Origin of the sequence: Hydrotalea sp. (assembly GCF_049968455.1) — a bacterium.
Taxonomy (GTDB): domain Bacteria; phylum Bacteroidota; class Bacteroidia; order Chitinophagales; family Chitinophagaceae; genus Hydrotalea.
This window is the reverse complement of sequence record NZ_JBMFQT010000014.1, coordinates 1-17,914: the sequence shown is the minus strand read 5'-3', so window position 1 is coordinate 17,914 and position 17,914 is coordinate 1. Positions and strand designations below refer to the sequence as shown.

Below are 17,914 nucleotides of genomic sequence, written 5' to 3'. Positions count from 1 at the left end.
TGTAAGCAATGTTTAATTGCCGTGTATACAACAAGAATAAAATGTTTTGCTATAAATAAGCTATTTAATTTGTTTTAGGCATAAAAAAGCCGGGTTCTAATCAACCCGGCCTTATTTTGATTTAACAAAGAATAACTATTGAATGGTATAGGTATAATAACCTGCACCAGTTAAGTATAAAATAATTTTATGTGAACCCGCGGTAAGGTTAATATTATCACCTCCCGGATCAAGGCTTCCATCTGCACCTGTATCACCGTAATTCAAGGTCCAGTCGTTATTGGCACGGAATTTAAATTGATCGCCTGCAGCTGCAGTAATTGTAGCACTCCAGGTATTACTACCTGCATTGTACGTAAGTGGAATATCTTTACTCCATCCACTTCCAGCAAAGCTTCCTATTACGCTCCAGGTAGTTGCAGTTGCTGACCAAGTATTATTATTGGTGTTGGCTACAATATGATAATAACCGGGGCCTGGAACAAATAAATTACCTCCACTGGGGCTAAGCTTATCGCCACCACCATCACCCAAAGCATTACTCCAATCGGGTGTAGTAGTTAATTTAAATTCATAAGTACCTCCGGCAGGAATATTAATATAACCATCGTAATTACCATCATTTTTAGGAGAACCTAAATTTGGAGCTGTTGCAGGTGTCCAACCCTGATAGTCGCCAGGAACCCATAATAGGCCAAATTGTTGAACCAATGATACCGAGAAAGTACCATGCTGAAAATCAACAGTAATAGTATATATACCAGTATTGGTGGGTCCGGGTATATTGTCGCTTAAGTTTAAACCAAAACTGCCTCCAGCACTTAACCCCGGAACAGTTTTATCGGCCACTGAGTATTTGTTACTCCAATCTCCATTTACCGGTAATAGTAAATATTCTTGTCCTCCATTTAAATAAAAGTTGCCTTGATAAGTTACAGAATCTAACATTTTAAATTGTTGTGCCGGAACAGGTACCGGATTTCCCCAAGCCCCTGCTGTGGCACTACCTACCAAGAATAAGGTTTTTGAAGCAGGCGGTGTTACTTTGGGAGGCACCACATAAGTAGTAAAATTAATGGTTACCACATTAGACTTTAATTGCTCATTATTATTGGCAAAAGATGAGGTAATGCGAATATCAACAGGGTACTTGGTATTATAAGCAAAGCCCAAGCTTAATAAGATATTATTCAAATCTTTCGCAGTAAATGAATAGGTGCGACTAACATTTACAACTCGTGTAACTTCTTTGGCAAAATTACGACCTGATGAATCTATCTCTATGATATATTTCACATTAGAGGTATCAACAGAATAATTGGGATTTGTCCAATTTAATGTCAATACTACTTTATTGGAATCCGCAATGGCAGGGGCAATGTTAGTAGAGGATACGCTTAGTGTAACGGGCGTACCGGGAGCATATACTTTTAAGGCCCCAACCTTATCGCAAGCAGTAAACACTACTACCAGCAACATGGCCAGAAAACTGAGTTTGAAAATTGATTTCATATTTAAATTTTTTCGTATTAATAATTAACTTTAGAAAAAATATTTATTGTTTAACTACTGTATATTTTCCTTTTTGAAAATCAACAGTAATGGTGTAAGTTCCGGGTTGTGAAGGACCGGGGAAGTTGTCACTTAAATCAAACCCAAAACCCCCACCGGTTTCAGTAGGATTTAAAGAGGAATTAGTAGCATATTTATGTGACCAACTACCATTAACCGGTATAAATAAGTATTGGTTATTAGGATTTGTATTATCTCCCCCACTCATTTGCACTGTAATAGTATACAAAGTAGGTGTTACTTGAGTAAATTGCAAACCCGGTGTAGGAACAGGATTACCCCATGCATTTAATTTAGGATCGCCCCCAATTAAATAAAGTTGACCCGAAGTAGGCGGTTGTACTTTAGGTGGAATGGCATAAGGAGTAGCCGTAAATTTCAATACATTAGAAACTAAATTGGTGGCTTTTACTGAATTGATAGAAGAAGTTACCCTTATTTCAATATTGTGTTGTACGCCTGCAGCCAAGCCCAACTGATTTAATAAATAATCATTGAATTGGCTTTGAGTGAAAGTAATACTCAAATCCGGACTAACGGATAGCATTTGACGATTAGGATTCGTGAAATTAGAGCCCGTAGTATCAATTTCTATTAAATAACTTACATTTTGTGAACTAATGCCCGAAGTGAACATATAGTTGGGATTTGTCCAGTTAAGTGTGAATGCTGTATTATTAGCAGTTGCATAACTTAATGGAATATTACCTGTTACCGATGCGGTTAACACAGGTGCTGTGCCTCCCTGAAAGGTATCAATGGCATCATCTTTTTTACAAGATGCAAACAAGGCCACTGCTATACCGAATAGTAAGAGTTTGGCAAATATTGTTTTCATTTTTTTATGTTTTAAAAAGTTTGTAACTATTATCGTACCTTTTATTTTCAAGATTAATTTCTGTGTTTTTTACAATCAACTAACATTTTGTTGAATGTTAAACATCTAAAAATTAATATCCTGGATTTTGCACTAAATTGGTATTAGATGAAACATCGGAAGAAGGCAATGGATAAAGGTTTCTGAAACTGCCTACAGATGTTCCTGTTGGCACGCCACCTTTCCAAGGCCATAAATAATTCGATGTAGTGAAATAGCCATAACGTATCAAATCCGTTCTTCTAAAACCTTCCCAATACAATTCCCGTCCACGTTCAGCTAAAATAAAGTCGAGTGTTAAATCAGGTGTACCAATATTTCCGGCTGTGCTTCCACCGTAAGCACGTGTACGTAATTGGTTAATGTAAGTTAATGCCTGTGATATGCTACCTCCGGTTCCACCACGCAACACTGCCTCAGCATATATTAAATACATTTCCGGCAAGCGGAACAAGGGAATATCCACATCTGCAAAAGTGGGATTAGAACCATTATTACCTGATGTTAATACATTAGGGGTAGTGGGACGAGTTTTATTAATAAACTTTTGAATAGCGTAGCCATCAGTGAAAGTAGTTAATGAATTAATGTCTAAATTCTGACCATTAGTATAAAACTCTGCCCTTTGATCGGTATTACCACTTGGGTCGGAGAAAAGGTTTACCAATGCTTTAGTAGTGCGCATACCTGCCCAAGCAGCATCTAAGCCGTAATCACCGGCATTCATACTACCACCCAGAGAACCATGACATAAGAAGGTTGACCCACCATAGTTTTGTGTTTTTAATCCATCGTAATTAATGGTGAAAATAAATTCACTGGTATTTAAATTATTGTCGGCACGCATTAACCAACGATAGTCAGATACTAAACTATAACCTGCATTAATTACTTTAGTAGCATAAGTAATAGCATCAGTATAACGAGCTGTTCCGGTATAAACTTGTGCATTCAAATAAATACGAGCAAGCAATGCTTCAGCTGTAGCTTTGTTTACACGACCGTAATCATTGGTTTGTGGCAATAATGAATCACAAGCTTTTAATTCTGACTCTACATAATTAAACAAATCAGCACGTTTTATTTGCTTTGGTAAAAATGAACCAATTTGATCATTTTCCGTTGCAAAAGGTGGATTACCAAATAAATCCATTAACACACTATACTGATAGGCACGTAAGAAGCGTGCTTCCGTTCTAAAGTTACGAATGTTGCTGGCGTCATTACCTGTAATACCTCTGGCCGCCAAATTAGCATCGGATGCCTGATTAATGAAGTTATTACATAAAGTAATTTGATAAAATGAACGGTAGTATAAACCCTGTAACATAGGGTTGTTAGAGGTCCAATTCATTAAATGAAAGTCTTGAACGCCCGGATCACCCCAAGCTACAACAGCTTCATCAGTACTTAACTCTTGTGCATTCCAATACAAGCGAAAGAAATCGGAAGTACCTTCATCAATGCCTTGTATATCGCCACTACCGGCAGGGCCCTGATTTCCGGTTAAGGCAAAACTACCATATACTTTAGCAGCCGCTTCAAGATATCCCTGTGTGGTACTAAATACCTTATTGGCAGTAATACCATTGGTGGGGGTAAGGTCTAGCTTCTTGGTACAGGAAGTTATTATACCTGCTGCCAGTAACCCTACCATTGTTATTTTGAATAAATTCGTTTTCATATTAAACAATATTTAAAAATATTTTGAATGGAATTAAAAATCTAAATTCAGGTTTAACACAAAGGTTCTTGGTCTGATGTAAAAGTTATTATCTATACCACCTGAAATTTCCGGATCAGTGCCTTTGTAATCAGTAATTACAAAAACATTCTGCACGCTTGCACCTAAACGTAATCCCACTTTCTTGTTAATTACCTTCCCAAAATTGTATCCTACAAAAATGTTATCCATTCTTAAGAAAGAGGCATTTTGTACATAGTAATCGGATAAGTAGTAGTTAGTACCGGTTCCGGTAAAATTGGTATTTAATATATCAACTGAACCATTGCTTAAATAACCTAACGGATTTAAAATGTTTTTCATAGTACCGGTGCTGGATGCTACGTTGTTATACAAGTAGTTGCCAATGTTAGCACGTAATGAAAAACCTCCATTCCATTTTTTATAATTCAGGTTAGAGTTAAAACCCAGGAATACTTTAGGATCAGCATATTTGTATCGATACAAATCGCTTGCAGTAATAATTCCATCACGGTTTAAATCAGCAAACAAATTCTCGATGGGTTTGCCATTTTTATCATAAATCTGTTTATATACATAAAAGGATCCACGTGGATAACCGACCGAGTTAATTAAGATAGTATTGCCGGTTCCACCAGAAATCCCTCCAAACAAGTTACCCGGATAGTTGGGGTCATTAGAAATAGTAAGTTTTGTGATTTTATTTTGGTTGTAAGTAATATTAAACCCAACATTCCATTCCAAATCTTTGGTACGAATAGGTGTTCCATTAATGCTAAATTCAACACCTTGGTTTTGCATGTCTCCAACATTCGCAACTATTTGGTTGGAGAAATTGGTACCGGCAGGTTGGTTAATTAAATTTAGCAAGTTGGTAGTTTTTCTATAATAATACTCAATACTACCGGTAATACGATTATTAAAGAATCCATAATCAAGTGCCACGTTTGTAGTGGCGGTTTGTTCCCATTTTCTATTAGCATAATAACCACCCGGACGGAACATTTGATAATAAGTATTACCAAACTGATATTCAGCCGTAGCATTACTTAAGCTGTAATAAGAAATATAATCATAATTGCCTATGCCATCTTGTTGTCCGGTAATACCATAACTGGCTCTTAATTTAAGGTCGGATAATGCCCTTACATTCTTCAGGAAATTTTCTTGATTAATTTTCCATGCCAATGCAACTGATGGGAAATTTCCCCAGCGGTTGTTGGGACTGAATCGAGACGAACCATCGCGACGAAATGTTGCAGTTAATAAATACTTATCGGCATAAGTATAATTTAAGCGACCAAAGAAAGAAATAATGGTATTCTCAGGTTTATCAAATGGATAAGTTGGATCGGAATTAGGTGCTTTTACACCATTGGCAGAATAATCAGCATAATAATAATTGGTGGTTAAATAGTCATTATATTCATAACCGCCCATTACGTCAATACGGCTGCGTATGTTTTTTAAGTCTTTTACATAATTCAAATAAAACTGCAAAAATGTATTAGCATTGGTTTGCTTGTATTGGTCGTTTACACCACTATGATAAACACCATTAGCATCTACAAATCTTTTATAGCTGGATGCAGCACTGTCAGGCACATATATTGTACCTTCTCCTTGTGAAATGTCATAACTCAAGTTTAACTTGGCATGCAAATCGGGCAAGAAGTGTACTTTATAATCGAACTGTGCACTTCCAATACTTCTTTGTACAGTGCTTTTATCATCACGCATCATTAATAAGCCCATGGGGTTGCGAGGTGCTAACCCTTTTAATCCGCTTATTGAAGTAGGATCTAACCATTCCCAATAACCACCAAACCGATTACTACCGGAATAAACAGGTTGTGTTGGGTCGAAATTTACAGCAGCACCTATAGCACCTTGGTTAGCAAAGCGGCTTTGGCTGTAAGTACCTAAAACACTAAACTGAATATTCAAATGGTTATCGAATAAATGCGGATTAAGGTTGATGCTTAAAGAGGTTCTTTTTAAATTATCAGTTTTCAAAATACCATCTTGATTTAAAAAGCCTGCAGAAATCCGGTAAGGCATATTCTTTAAAGCACCTGATACACTCAATTCATTATTCTGCCCCAAAGCAGTGTGGTAAATTTGTTTCTGCCAATCGGTATTCGCATTTCCCATTAAAGCAATTTGAGCCGGTGTACCATTGGCATTTACATATGATCTAAACTGCGATGGACTTAGCACAGGCACTTCTTTCGTTGGTGTGTAAACCTGTAATTGAGAAGTAAAACTAAACTTAGGCTTTCCCGTTGAACCGGTTTTAGTAGTAATAATAATTACACCATTTGAACCCCTTGCACCATAAATAGCAGTAGCCGATGCATCTTTTAATACAGTAAAACTGGCAATGTCATCAGGATTAATTAATGACAATGGATTGGCTTGACCTGAAATTTGATTGTTCGACAAGGGTACTCCGTCAATTACAATTAACGGATCATTACTTGCATTTAATGAAGCACCACCACGAATACGAATGGTACTTCCGGCGCCGGGCGCACCGCCATTTGAGGTAATTTGAACACCGGCCGCTTTACCCATAATTAATTGTTCGGGTGTTGTAATACTTCCCTTGTTAAAATCTTTGGCAGTAAGGTTTATTACTGAGCCTGTTAAATCTTTTTTCCGGCTGGTACCATAACCAATTACTACTACCTCATTTAATAAAGTACTCACCGGTGATAATGCAATACTCATTTCACCTGTTTCAATATCTACTTCGCGGGTAGCATAGCCAATACTGGAAATAGTAAGTTTTTTAGCATTGGCAGGAACTTTTAAGTGAAACATGCCATTGGCATCAGTAGCAGTCGCTATCTGAGTTCCGGCAACAGCAATGGTTACACCTGCTAAAGGACTTCCATCCTTTACATCGGTTACTTTTCCGGTAACCTCCTTGTTTTGTGCTAACGCAGGCACACTAAAGGCAAACATAGCCAACGTTACAGCAACAAGCAGTCGTTTTAAATTCATAGTTGTATGTTTTCTGTTGTTTAAGTAGTAAAAAATTTATTTTGCTAATAAAAATTTTTGCACTTTTCTGTTTCCATTTTGTTCCAACACAATAAAATACAATCCGTTCGGTAAAGCAGCATTTGTAAAATTATTGGTGTAAAGCGAAATAGTTTGTATTCCCTTTGGTTTAAAGCCATTCCAAATATTGGCCATGTATTGACCTTCAATATTGTACACATCTATCCTTACATTACCGCTCACTGGCAATTGAAACTGTACTGTTGCATTAGCTCCTGCAGGATTGGGCATTACCTGAAGTTGCATATTCTCTAATGGATTGGTAATAGGCGGAATAGCTGTTACAACAGTATTATTGACATTCTTATTAGTATAAACATAATATTCACCCGGTTGTAAAGTAATATTATCAGCACCACCCGATGCAGTAATGGTTTTAGAAGTTAAATAACTATACCAAGTACCGGCAGTGGGGAAGGTAACGGTAGTGGATTGCTGATTAACATCAAAATTCCCAACAAACACAACACTTAATGAATCGCCGGTTACAATTAGTTGTTTAAAGGCATTGCCTAAGTTATAGCTGATATTTTTGGGCGAAGCAAAAGTTGAACTATATACCGGATTAGTACGCAACTTAAACAGTTGGGCATATACATTATACAATGCCAAACGGTTGGGTTGGGTTAAATAATCCCATCGTAATGGTTTGGGATCTGTTCTGCAGGTACCTGTAGGATCAACTGTGTTCGTTGACATACAATAATTAATACTGTAATCATACCCTAGTTCTCCAAATTGCCACAACATTTTGGGGCCGGGTATCATTGCCCATAATGCAGTAGCCATGGCATTTCGCTTTAATCCGGTTGCCGTGTCTTTTATATTATAACTTCCATTACTGTTGCCATATTGCTCATTTTTATACATCAATCGCTCCTCGTCATGGCTTTCCATATACGTAATTAAATTGGGTTGACTATAACCTCTGTTGGTGTAAACGCCATAACTGATATCCCATGATGGATTACTATACCCCATAGTAGCCTGATTAAAGTTGCCGTTTAAATTTCCCCATAACATCATACCATAATTGGCTTCCACCAATTCTTCTGAATTATCAGCAAACATTTCCAAAATACAATAGGCCCCTGTTGAAACGGATTGTATTTTATCATAAATATTTTTCCAGGTAGCCACTCTACCGCTATCATAATTACCCCAAGCTGCTACATTACAATTATTGCCATAAGCATCACAAGTGTTTTTCTGTGTAAAGCCTTTTGCCAAGTCCCACCTAAACCCATCAATTTTATATTTGGTTAACCAGTAGGTGATTACCCGATTACGAAAATCGATTGTAGCTTGACTTTGATGATTAAACTGATATCCCACATTGTAAGCATGGGTAGGATATTGGTTAAACCATGGACTATTGGCTGCTGGAATATTGTTAACAGGATCCCAATACATTTGTACCATTGGAGAAGAACCAAAAGAATGGTTCATTACCATATCCATAATAACGGCAATACCTTGCTGATGGCAAGCATCAATAAATTGTTTTACAGCTGTTTCAGTACCATAAACTTTATCGGGAGCAAAATAAAAGTTAGGATTATAGCCCCAGCTACTGTATCCTTCAAAATTATTGAAAGGCATTACTTCAATGGCATTTACACCTAATCGTTTCAAATAGGTTAATGTGTCTTGTAAGCCTTTCCAGTTTTGCGTGGCAGTAAAGTCGCGTATTAATAACTCATATATTAATAAGTTGCGCTTATCCGGGCGATTGAAGTTCGTTACCTGCCAGTTATAAGCCGGTTTAGCAGTTTGCAGCACGCTTACTAATGAACCTACAGCACCTGCAGGGAAAGGTTTTAAATTAGGATAGGTAGTAGATGGGATTTGCGGATCTACATTTTTATCTAACACTTTTTCTGTATTATAATCAGCAACATATAAACTGCCATCAATTTGATATTGATAGGCGTATTCTACTCCTGGCGTTAATCCTGTAATACGAATCCAAAACCGTAAACTATCCGGAGTTAAATTCATTTGGTAATTCAACGAAGGAGTCCAATTATTAAAATCGCCCAGAACAATAATTTTATTTTTATGTGGCGCATATAATACTAGTGTTGCAGATGTATCGCCGGGTTCATAATTTATTCCATCGGTTACACCATTAGGCAGTGCTGCAATATTAGTGCCACCTGAAACTAAAAAACTAACAGTATCTCGTGAAAAAACAGTACCGTTATACGCTTCGGCTATTATTGTTTGCGTGCCGGCGGCTGCAATAACAGGCCTAACTGACAATGCAACCGAGGGACTATCTTGCACAATGGCATTACCGTTGTAATAAACGGTTAGACGAGAAGGTTGACTAGCTTTAGCATTTATTATCAAGGTGTCACCAACGTTCTTAGTAAAAGGTTCAAGTATGGGTAGATAGGTAGGCTGTTTTAGAGGTGTATCAATTCTGGCATACAATCCATTATCGTAAACGGGTATGTACATGTCCGATCCATCCGAATTTGCTTGCTTTAATGAACCATTTCCATTACGAAATAAGATAGCAATTTTTAAAATTTTTTCGCTTGGATTGGTAATATTAAAAAAGTTACGCAAACCGCCGTTAATAGTGTATTGCCACAAATTTTGCCCAACGGATGAAGCATTAGCTGCTGGATTTGTAGTACCCCAAGTAAAAGGCACATATTTCCAATCGCTTGATGAAGTACTGGCAGTTGTTATAACTCCAATATGCACGTATACATTTGTTACAGGGGTATAATTCAACAAGCCTTTATTGCCCTTAGTAGCGTCACAAGTTATTACTACTTTATTGCTTGTATCTTGTATAAAAGCGGGCGACCAACTTAAAAGCTGCGCATGTGCCACCACAATGCCCAAAAATAAAAAAGGTACAAGTAGAAATTTTTTCATATAGTCAAAGTTGAGCTGCAATCGTTTGCGGTAATGTGTATAAAAAACACATTTCTATACAAATTTGTGTATTTTTTACACAATACAAAAATTTTTTGAGACAATTTTTTAAATAAACAGAAAATTTGAAGAAACCGAGGCAACCTCCTGGTCAAATCATAAAATGTAAACATCAAACGATTGCGTTTCTTGGCACAAATTTTTCATAGCCCGGTAAATACTATCTTTAAATACTTGATGGATTTAAAAATTGCTGCTGCTTAACTCAAAAAAAATCTAAAGCCCTACCATGCGTTTTACAAAACCAACTTTAAGCTTTTGGCAAATCATAAACATGAATGTTGGCTTTTTCGGCATTCAATACAGTTTTGGTTTGCAGCAAACTGCTATTAACCCACTTTATACTTTTTTGCATGCCAAACCGGAGGAGTTGCCATTGCTGAATTTAGCAGGACCCATGACCGGTTTATTAATTCAACCATTAATTGGTGCCATGAGTGATAGAACCTGGCATCCACGATGGGGAAGGCGAAAACCTTATTTTTTAATTGGCGCAATTTTTTGCAGCCTTACCCTTTTTGCATTTCCATTCAGTAAAAGCCTATGGATGGCAGCCGGATTATTGTGGATTTTAGATGCCGCTAACAATACTGCCATGGAGCCATACCGAGCTTTTATTGCCGATAAATTACCCGAAAAACAAAGAGCCATGGGCTTTTTAACCCAAAGCTTTTTTACCGGCTTAGGCATTACATTAGCTAATTTATCATTAGGCTTTTTTAAGAACATTATTACAGGAGAAAGCACTACGAGTGATGGGCGCTCGGGTATTCCTTATTGGGTGTTTGGTTCGTTTTTTGTTGGAGCTATTTGTTCAATTGTTAGTGTAGTATGGTCGGTTAGTACCACTCCTGAAATTCCACCTACACAAGAGGAATTAGCTGAATTAAAAGCTAAACAAACCGGATTTGGCGCATCGATTAAAGAAATATTAGCTGCTATTGCAGATATGCCGAAAATAATGTGGGTGTTAGCACTCATCTATCTTTTTCAGTGGTATGCCATGTTTTGTTATTGGCAATTCGTATCATTAAGTATTGCAGATTCCATTTTCCATACAACACCCGATAGCAACCCGGGGTTATATGAGCAGGCGGTTGTTTGGGCAGGAAAAGTAAATGGCTTTTATAATATTGTAACTTTCTTATCTGCATTTTTATTGGTTTGGTTGGCAAAAAAAATTGGAGCAAAATATGTACATATTTTGTGTTTACTAATGGCTGGTGCAGGATTATTAATATTTCCGCATATTGTCCAAAAAGAATTATTGTTTGTTCCAATGATAGGCTTTGGCATTGCTTGGGCCAGCATGATGGGTGTTCCATATATTATAGTGGTTGGAAGCATCCCCAAAGAACGGTATGGTGTTTACATGGGCATTATTAATATGATGATTGTTATTCCTATGATTTTACAAACTACAACGTTTGGATTTTTATATCACTGGCTATTAAATAGTAAGCCTACTAGCGCTATTGGCTTTGCGGGTATATTATTGCTATTGGCAGCATTTGCCACAACCTTTATTAAACCATCAAAAACAAATACTGATGACACCAGTGTACCATTAGCAGCAGCAGGACATTAAATGTCCAGCTCTGTTCGGAACGATGCAGTGAGTGACACAACAGGCGATGCCATGAAATACAACAGCTTATAACAAAATAACACATTATGCAAAAAATAACTTGTATTGGAGAAGCCCTTATTGATATGATTTGTACCGATAAAGGCAAAACATTAGAGGCAGGTGAACATTTTTTGAAAAAAACCGGCGGTGCCCCAACTAATGTTGCTGCTGCAATTGCTGCACTGGGAGGTAAAGTTGAACTTGCAGCCAAAGTGGGTAACGATCCTTTTGGCATGCAGCTCATACATACCATGCAAGAATTTGGTGTCGATACTAAATTTATGATTACGAGTAAAGAACAGTTTACCACTTTTGCTTTTGTATCATTGAAAGAAGATGGAGAACGCGATTTTGTATTTAACCGTGGGGCAGATGGTTTTTTAACTATAGATGAAACCAAAAATTTATTGCATAGCGGTATCGGAATTGTGCACTTTGGTTCGGCTACAGCTTTTTTACCCGGTCACTTACAGCAAACCTATCATAGCTTATTAAGTGAAGCAAAAGAAAAAAATTATTTTATCAGCTTCGACCCTAATTACCGGCATTTATTATTTGCACACCAGCAACAGAGCTTCATAAAACAATCAATTCAGTTTATACAACACTGCCATTTTTTTAAAGTAAGTGATGAAGAAGCACTTTTAATTTCGGGTATGCCAACAGTTGCAGAAGCAGCCAATTGGTTATCACAACAATCACAAGCAACCTTTTGTATTACTTTAGGCAAGGAGGGTACGTTATTAAGTTATAAACAACAACAAATTACAATTGCCAGTATACCTGTTAATGTGGTGGACACAACCGGGGCCGGCGATGCATTTGTTGGTGCGTTACTCTACCAATTAAGCAGCCTACCTTTTGAACGGCTTAACCAGTTAAAGTTTGAAGAATGGCAGCAAATGGTGCTTAATGCCAACAAAGCAGGCGCAAAAACCTGTACTTACATGGGTGCTATGGAGGCATTTAAACATTTAAGCAACCAAATTTTTCAATCATAATTTTTTGAACAAATAAAATTTTTGAGGCGTGTTTAAAAAAGAATTACACAACCATATAAGTGAATTATTACAACGACAATTCAAGGACAATACTCCCGAAAATCAAGCATTTTTTACAAGGTTTATTGCCAATGCTACTGCTATTGAATCACTGTATCAGCAATTATATGGTAATCATCCAAATACATTAATAGTATGGAATAATCTGTTACAGCTTATTATTAAAACCCACCAAGAAAGGCCTAACAACTTATTAAAGAAAGACAGCAAAAAAATGCAAGATGATTATTGGTATGTAAGTAATGAATTAGCGGGTATGAGTTTATATGTGAACCGATTTTGTGGCAACATTGAAAACTTGAATAATCACCTACCCTACTTCGCTGAATTAGGAGTAAATGTTTTGCATTTAATGCCTTTGTTTGAAAGCCCTGAAAACGAAAGTGACGGTGGTTATGCGGTATCAAATTTTAGAAAAATAGATAAGCGCTTTGGGAATCTAGAGCAGTTGCAACAGTTGCAACAAAATATGCAGCAGCAGAACATGTATTTAATGTTGGATATTGTTTTAAACCACACCTCAAACCAACATGAATGGGCTTTAAAAGCAAAACAAGGCGATGCGCATTACCAGCAGTTTTATTACATGTATAACGATAGACAAATGCCTGACCGTTATGATGAAACAATGCCTGATATTTTTCCGGAATCTGCTCCAGGTAATTTCACATTCATTCCCGAATGTAACAAGTGGGTAATGACTGTTTTTCATCAATACCAATGGGATTTGAACTATACCAATCCCGAAGTATTTTTAGCCATGTTGGATAATATATACTTTTATGCCAATCTGGGCGTTGATATTTTACGCATTGATGCACCTGCCTTTATTTGGAAACAATTAGGAACAACCTGCCAAAATTTACCACAAGCACATACACTATTACAATTAATTAAATGCTGTGTAGAAGTTGCAGCTCCGGGCATGGCTTTATTAGGTGAAGCAATTGTAGCACCTAAAAAAATTATGCAATACTTTGGTAATGGCTTATACACTGCACACGAATGCGATTTTGCTTATAATGCTACACAAATGGCATTACAATGGGATGCTTTAGCAACACAAGATATTAGAGTAATGTTAGCTGCACAGGAGGATTTAATAAAAAAACCTATTGGCACTAGTTGGATAACCTACACACGTTGCCATGACGACATTGGCTTGGGTTATGAAGATGCAAGCATACAAAAAGCTGGTTATAATCCACTAGATCATAGACGATTTTTAAAAAATTATTACTCCGGAAATACAGAGGGATCACCTGCTCGTGGTGCCTTGTTTTCAGTAAACCCTAAAACACAAGATGCTCGTATAAGCGGCACATTAGCTTCACTATGTGGATTAGAAATGGCAGAAAGTATTCAAAATGAAGTAGCAATTCAGGAATCCATTGCAAAAATTATTTTAATGCAAGCACATTCTTTTTTTATTGGTGGATTACCCATGTTGTTTTATGGTGATGAAGTAGGTTATACCAACGATTATACTTACTTAACTGATGCTTCCAAAAGTTATGACAATAGGTGGATGCACCGTCCATTAATTGATTGGAATAAAAATGAAAAAAGAAATATTGTTGGAAGTGTAGAGCAACAAATCTTCTCTAAGACAAAACAATTATTACAACTTCGCAAACAATTACCCGTATTAAGTGATTATAGCAATATTATTTGGTTAACTCCACACAATATTCATGTGGCAGGTTTTATACGTTACAATGCTCATCAACGAATTTTCGCTTTGTTTAATTATAGCAACAAAGCAGCCTATTTAACTTGGTATGCCTTTAAAGAAAATGGCGATACTCCTAAACAATTAATAAATCATGTAAATAGTCAGGTGTATACCGTTGGTGCCGATTATGAATATTTAATACTGGCCCCTTATGAGTTTGCCATAATGGAACCATTATCAGTATAACATAGAGCAGTAGTTATGTTTAAGCCAAACTACTGCTTTTGATAAACCATATAGTAACAGCACTAGCAATTAATACAACATTTTTTACAATGTACTGACCTGTTAAGGTTAATACAAAAGCATGCTGCCAAGTATCGCCCGGTAAAAAAAACAGGGGTAAAAATGTTGTGAACATGTGTGCAATAAAACACAAAAATGCCAGCTTGGTAAGTTTAGGGAATAACCACAAAATACCAACTGCTACTTCTATCATCCCTAATAAAGTTATAAAAACATTAATAGGAATATAGTGAACAATTGTTACATTATGTAAATGCTGCACCAAATCTTCGGCCGGTGATACATGAATAATTTTTAAGTAGCCAAACCAAATAAAAACTAAGGCCAATGCTAATCGGTTTAACCAAATTACAATATTCAATGCTTTAGTGGAAGAGAAATTATTGGCTGAGTAATTGGGAGAAAGAGTTGGCTGTTGCATAATAATATAGTTTACATTTTTATAGAAAAAGTTACATAAAAAGTTCTGCCATCGGCTGGAAGTATACCAGGTCCCGGATAAAAAGTTATACGCTGGCTAAAATAATTTAAGTTCATCAGGTTGTTGATTCCACCGGTAATACGATACTTTTTTGAGAAAGCATATCCCATAGACCAATCCCACAATGCATATGATGGAATAACTCCTGTAACTCCATTTGCACTAGTTATGGTATTTAAAGCATCATTATAACTTTTGTCAGTATAGCTAAATTGAAGTGTAGTAGTAAATTGTCTGAAGAGTAATGTTAAACCGGCTCTGTCTACCCACTGCGGCACATGTTCTACATAATTTCCAATTAAATTTATATTGTTTCCATTTGCATTTAATTCCCCACTTGTATATTGGGCATGGGTATAGGCTAACGAATTAAACAACCTAACATCTTTCAATTTATTATTGCCATTAAACAGCGCAACCAATGAAACTTCACCATATGCTTCAACCCCTTTTGCTACTGCATTTCCAATGTTAGTAGTAAATAAATAAGGATTATTGTTCGCATCTTTTTGAGTAATTAATCCAACCCTATTTCCAAAAAATACACGAAATACATCCACATCAAACTGTAGTATATTTTTAATATTCCCACGATAACCTACACTAATATCATAACCTTTGCTATCTTTTAAATTGGGATCAATAATATCTACTCTATCCGCAGGTGTAATTTGCGAATACAAATAAGGTCTGTATTCCTGCGAAATGTTACCATACAATTGAGTTGATTTGGTAAGCTGATACTGCAAACCTGTACCAAATAGAGGGAAGCTTCTGTTACCATTATAAGCTACAGGAACAGTTGCATGGGAAATTAAACCCGTATAATCAGACTGAATGAGTTCATAACGAAAACCGGGAGTAATAGAAAATTTGGGTGTAATTTGGAAAACATTTTCGGCAAATACAGCAGCATTATTGGTATGGAAACGCAATACTGTGCCATAAGGCGCTACTAATGATAAATCGAAATTGCTACCTGTTGTACCTACTCCTAATTGATCGCGACGAGTAACCTCTGATGACAAGCGGAAACCTGCAGCTAACGAGTTGGTTGTTTTCCCGATTTTATAGGTATGTAACAATCTGGCTTCTGTATTGAAGCTGCTATAATAATCTCTATCTACTTGTCGTGGATTGTAAGTACCCAACTGTAAATTAACTGTATCAGGAATATTGGGTGTATTGATGTATTGAACACTATTGCGTTGACCAAACAATGCATTTGTAGTTACCTGTAATTTAGTATTAGGTGAAAATGCATATTTAAATATAAGAGCGGGAATATTTATTTCGGGATTAAAAAAGTTTCTATTTCTCAAAGATTGGCGGGGGTTTTGATCAAATTGTGCATCAGTTAATCCTCCGGCAATTTGTTGAACATAATTCATGCGAGAAAACTGTAAAGCAATGCTTCCATTATTATTGAACCGATATTCAATGTTGGCATAGTAAGCCTGATAGTCGAAGGCTTGTGAAGGACGCCAACCGTTACCATGTCGATTATCGTAATAAGCATAATAATTAATTTTCCCTACTGTTCCACCAACTGCATTATAGGAATTAAAAAAACCATTACTTCCTGCAGTTTGATTACTTTCAACAGCAATAGGTTTTGTGCTATCACCTTGCTTAATAATAAAATTCATCATACCACCATATTGACTACCATATTGCAAGGCTGCCGAACCACGTACATATTGAATTTCCTGTACGGCTTCTAATGGCAACGTATAGTGGTTTTCCGGATATCCAAAAATATCACTATTGGTGACATAGCCGTTTTGGCGCATATTCATTTCTATACTTCTATGCGAATCAACTGCTCGGGAACCTATGTTTAATTGGGTTCCTGCACCATCCATATCCCAAGTAGTAACGCCGGGTACTTTTGCAAATATTTGTCGAACATTATTTTGAGCTAAATTGGCTTGTGCTGAATTTGGGATTACAATATTGGTTTTTTTCCCTGCAAAAACATACACCCCTTTTACCTCGGGTAAATATTGAATGGAATCGCGGAGTGTAGTGTTCACAATAACCTCCTGCAATACATTTACCGGAATAGTATCGGATTCCAGTTTTTTATTGGCATTTTGAAGATTTTCCTGAGCAAATGTGACAGAACTACTTATCCTTACAAAAAAGAAACAAAATACCGTAAACCGTAAAATTTTCATATCCATTCAAAATATTAAAAGTGAACTATCAAAAAAAAGTTTATTTTTAAGTAATAATTTTAAAAGCCCCCGTGTAGAAACACAGGGGGTACGCTAGATGAACTTAATCGAAAAAATTTAATATTTTTATTCGGCTCCATCTTGTTTTGCACGCAAAACAGCATAATTGCCTACTTTACTACCCACTACTAATCCGGTATCACAATCCACTTTATAATGAATACCTCCTTCTAATCTTGACATGGAAGCCTGATTGGCCATTGCCCAATATTTGTCGGCCTGTTCAGGTACAATATGTGCCAAAATAGTGGCAGCAGCACCGCTAAATGTAGAATGGCCGGAGATATAAGATGGAAAATTAGGTATGCCTGTTAATGTTTTAATGGCAGGATTCATTTGTGTG

The 17,914-nt window shown here is 36.6% G+C and carries 11 protein-coding genes; 3 read left to right on the top strand and 8 right to left on the bottom strand.

Translation table 11 applies throughout. The annotated features are described in order from the left end of the window. Positions 1-135: 135 nt before the first annotated feature. From ACP5P5_RS10540 to ACP5P5_RS10520, 5 genes are all read right to left on the bottom strand, one after another. The gene (locus tag ACP5P5_RS10540; protein ID WP_428286072.1) at positions 136-1,512 is read right to left on the bottom strand and encodes a SusE domain-containing protein; all 1,377 of its coding nucleotides are present in this window, start codon (positions 1,510-1,512) and stop codon (positions 136-138) included. A 43-nt stretch (positions 1,513-1,555) separates the two neighbouring features. Next, positions 1,556-2,410 (bottom strand): SusE domain-containing protein, encoded by an 855-nt coding sequence (locus tag ACP5P5_RS10535; RefSeq protein ID WP_428286071.1) that lies wholly within the window; start codon positions 2,408-2,410, stop codon positions 1,556-1,558. Positions 2,411-2,522: 112 nt separating this feature from the next. Next, a complete protein-coding gene (locus tag ACP5P5_RS10530) occupies positions 2,523-4,133 on the bottom strand; it encodes a RagB/SusD family nutrient uptake outer membrane protein (RefSeq protein WP_428286070.1) in 1,611 nt (536 codons plus the stop codon). Between the two features lie 33 nt (positions 4,134-4,166). After that, the gene (locus ACP5P5_RS10525; RefSeq protein WP_428286069.1) at positions 4,167-7,163 is read right to left on the bottom strand and encodes a SusC/RagA family TonB-linked outer membrane protein; all 2,997 of its coding nucleotides are present in this window, start codon (positions 7,161-7,163) and stop codon (positions 4,167-4,169) included. 36 nt (positions 7,164-7,199) lie between these two features. Then, the gene (locus tag ACP5P5_RS10520; RefSeq protein ID WP_428286068.1) at positions 7,200-10,118 is read right to left on the bottom strand and encodes an alpha-amylase family glycosyl hydrolase; all 2,919 of its coding nucleotides are present in this window, start codon (positions 10,116-10,118) and stop codon (positions 7,200-7,202) included. Positions 10,119-10,452: 334 nt separating this feature from the next. Between ACP5P5_RS10520 and ACP5P5_RS10515 the strand changes: the two genes are divergently transcribed. From ACP5P5_RS10515 to ACP5P5_RS10505, 3 genes are all read left to right on the top strand, one after another. Next, positions 10,453-11,766 (top strand): MFS transporter, encoded by a 1,314-nt coding sequence (locus tag ACP5P5_RS10515; RefSeq protein WP_428286067.1) that lies wholly within the window; start codon positions 10,453-10,455, stop codon positions 11,764-11,766. An 86-nt stretch (positions 11,767-11,852) separates the two neighbouring features. Next, positions 11,853-12,809, top strand: a complete 957-nt coding sequence (locus ACP5P5_RS10510; RefSeq protein WP_428286066.1) for a carbohydrate kinase family protein — start codon at positions 11,853-11,855, stop codon at positions 12,807-12,809. 28 nt (positions 12,810-12,837) lie between these two features. Continuing rightward, positions 12,838-14,790 carry an alpha-amylase family glycosyl hydrolase gene (locus ACP5P5_RS10505; RefSeq protein WP_428286065.1) on the top strand — a complete coding sequence of 651 codons (1,953 nt, stop codon included), beginning with the start codon at positions 12,838-12,840 and terminating at the stop codon, positions 14,788-14,790. A 19-nt stretch (positions 14,791-14,809) separates the two neighbouring features. On the opposite strand, the gene ACP5P5_RS10500 is transcribed toward ACP5P5_RS10505, so the two are convergent. From ACP5P5_RS10500 to ACP5P5_RS10490, 3 genes are all read right to left on the bottom strand, one after another. Beyond that, the gene (locus ACP5P5_RS10500) at positions 14,810-15,271 is read right to left on the bottom strand and encodes a hypothetical protein (RefSeq protein WP_428286064.1); all 462 of its coding nucleotides are present in this window, start codon (positions 15,269-15,271) and stop codon (positions 14,810-14,812) included. 11 nt (positions 15,272-15,282) lie between these two features. Continuing rightward, positions 15,283-17,511, bottom strand: a complete 2,229-nt coding sequence (locus ACP5P5_RS10495) for a TonB-dependent receptor family protein (protein ID WP_428286063.1) — start codon at positions 17,509-17,511, stop codon at positions 15,283-15,285. 126 nt (positions 17,512-17,637) lie between these two features. After that, on the bottom strand, positions 17,638-17,914 hold a 277-nt coding region (locus ACP5P5_RS10490), incomplete at its 5' end, for a phosphatase PAP2 family protein (RefSeq protein ID WP_428286062.1).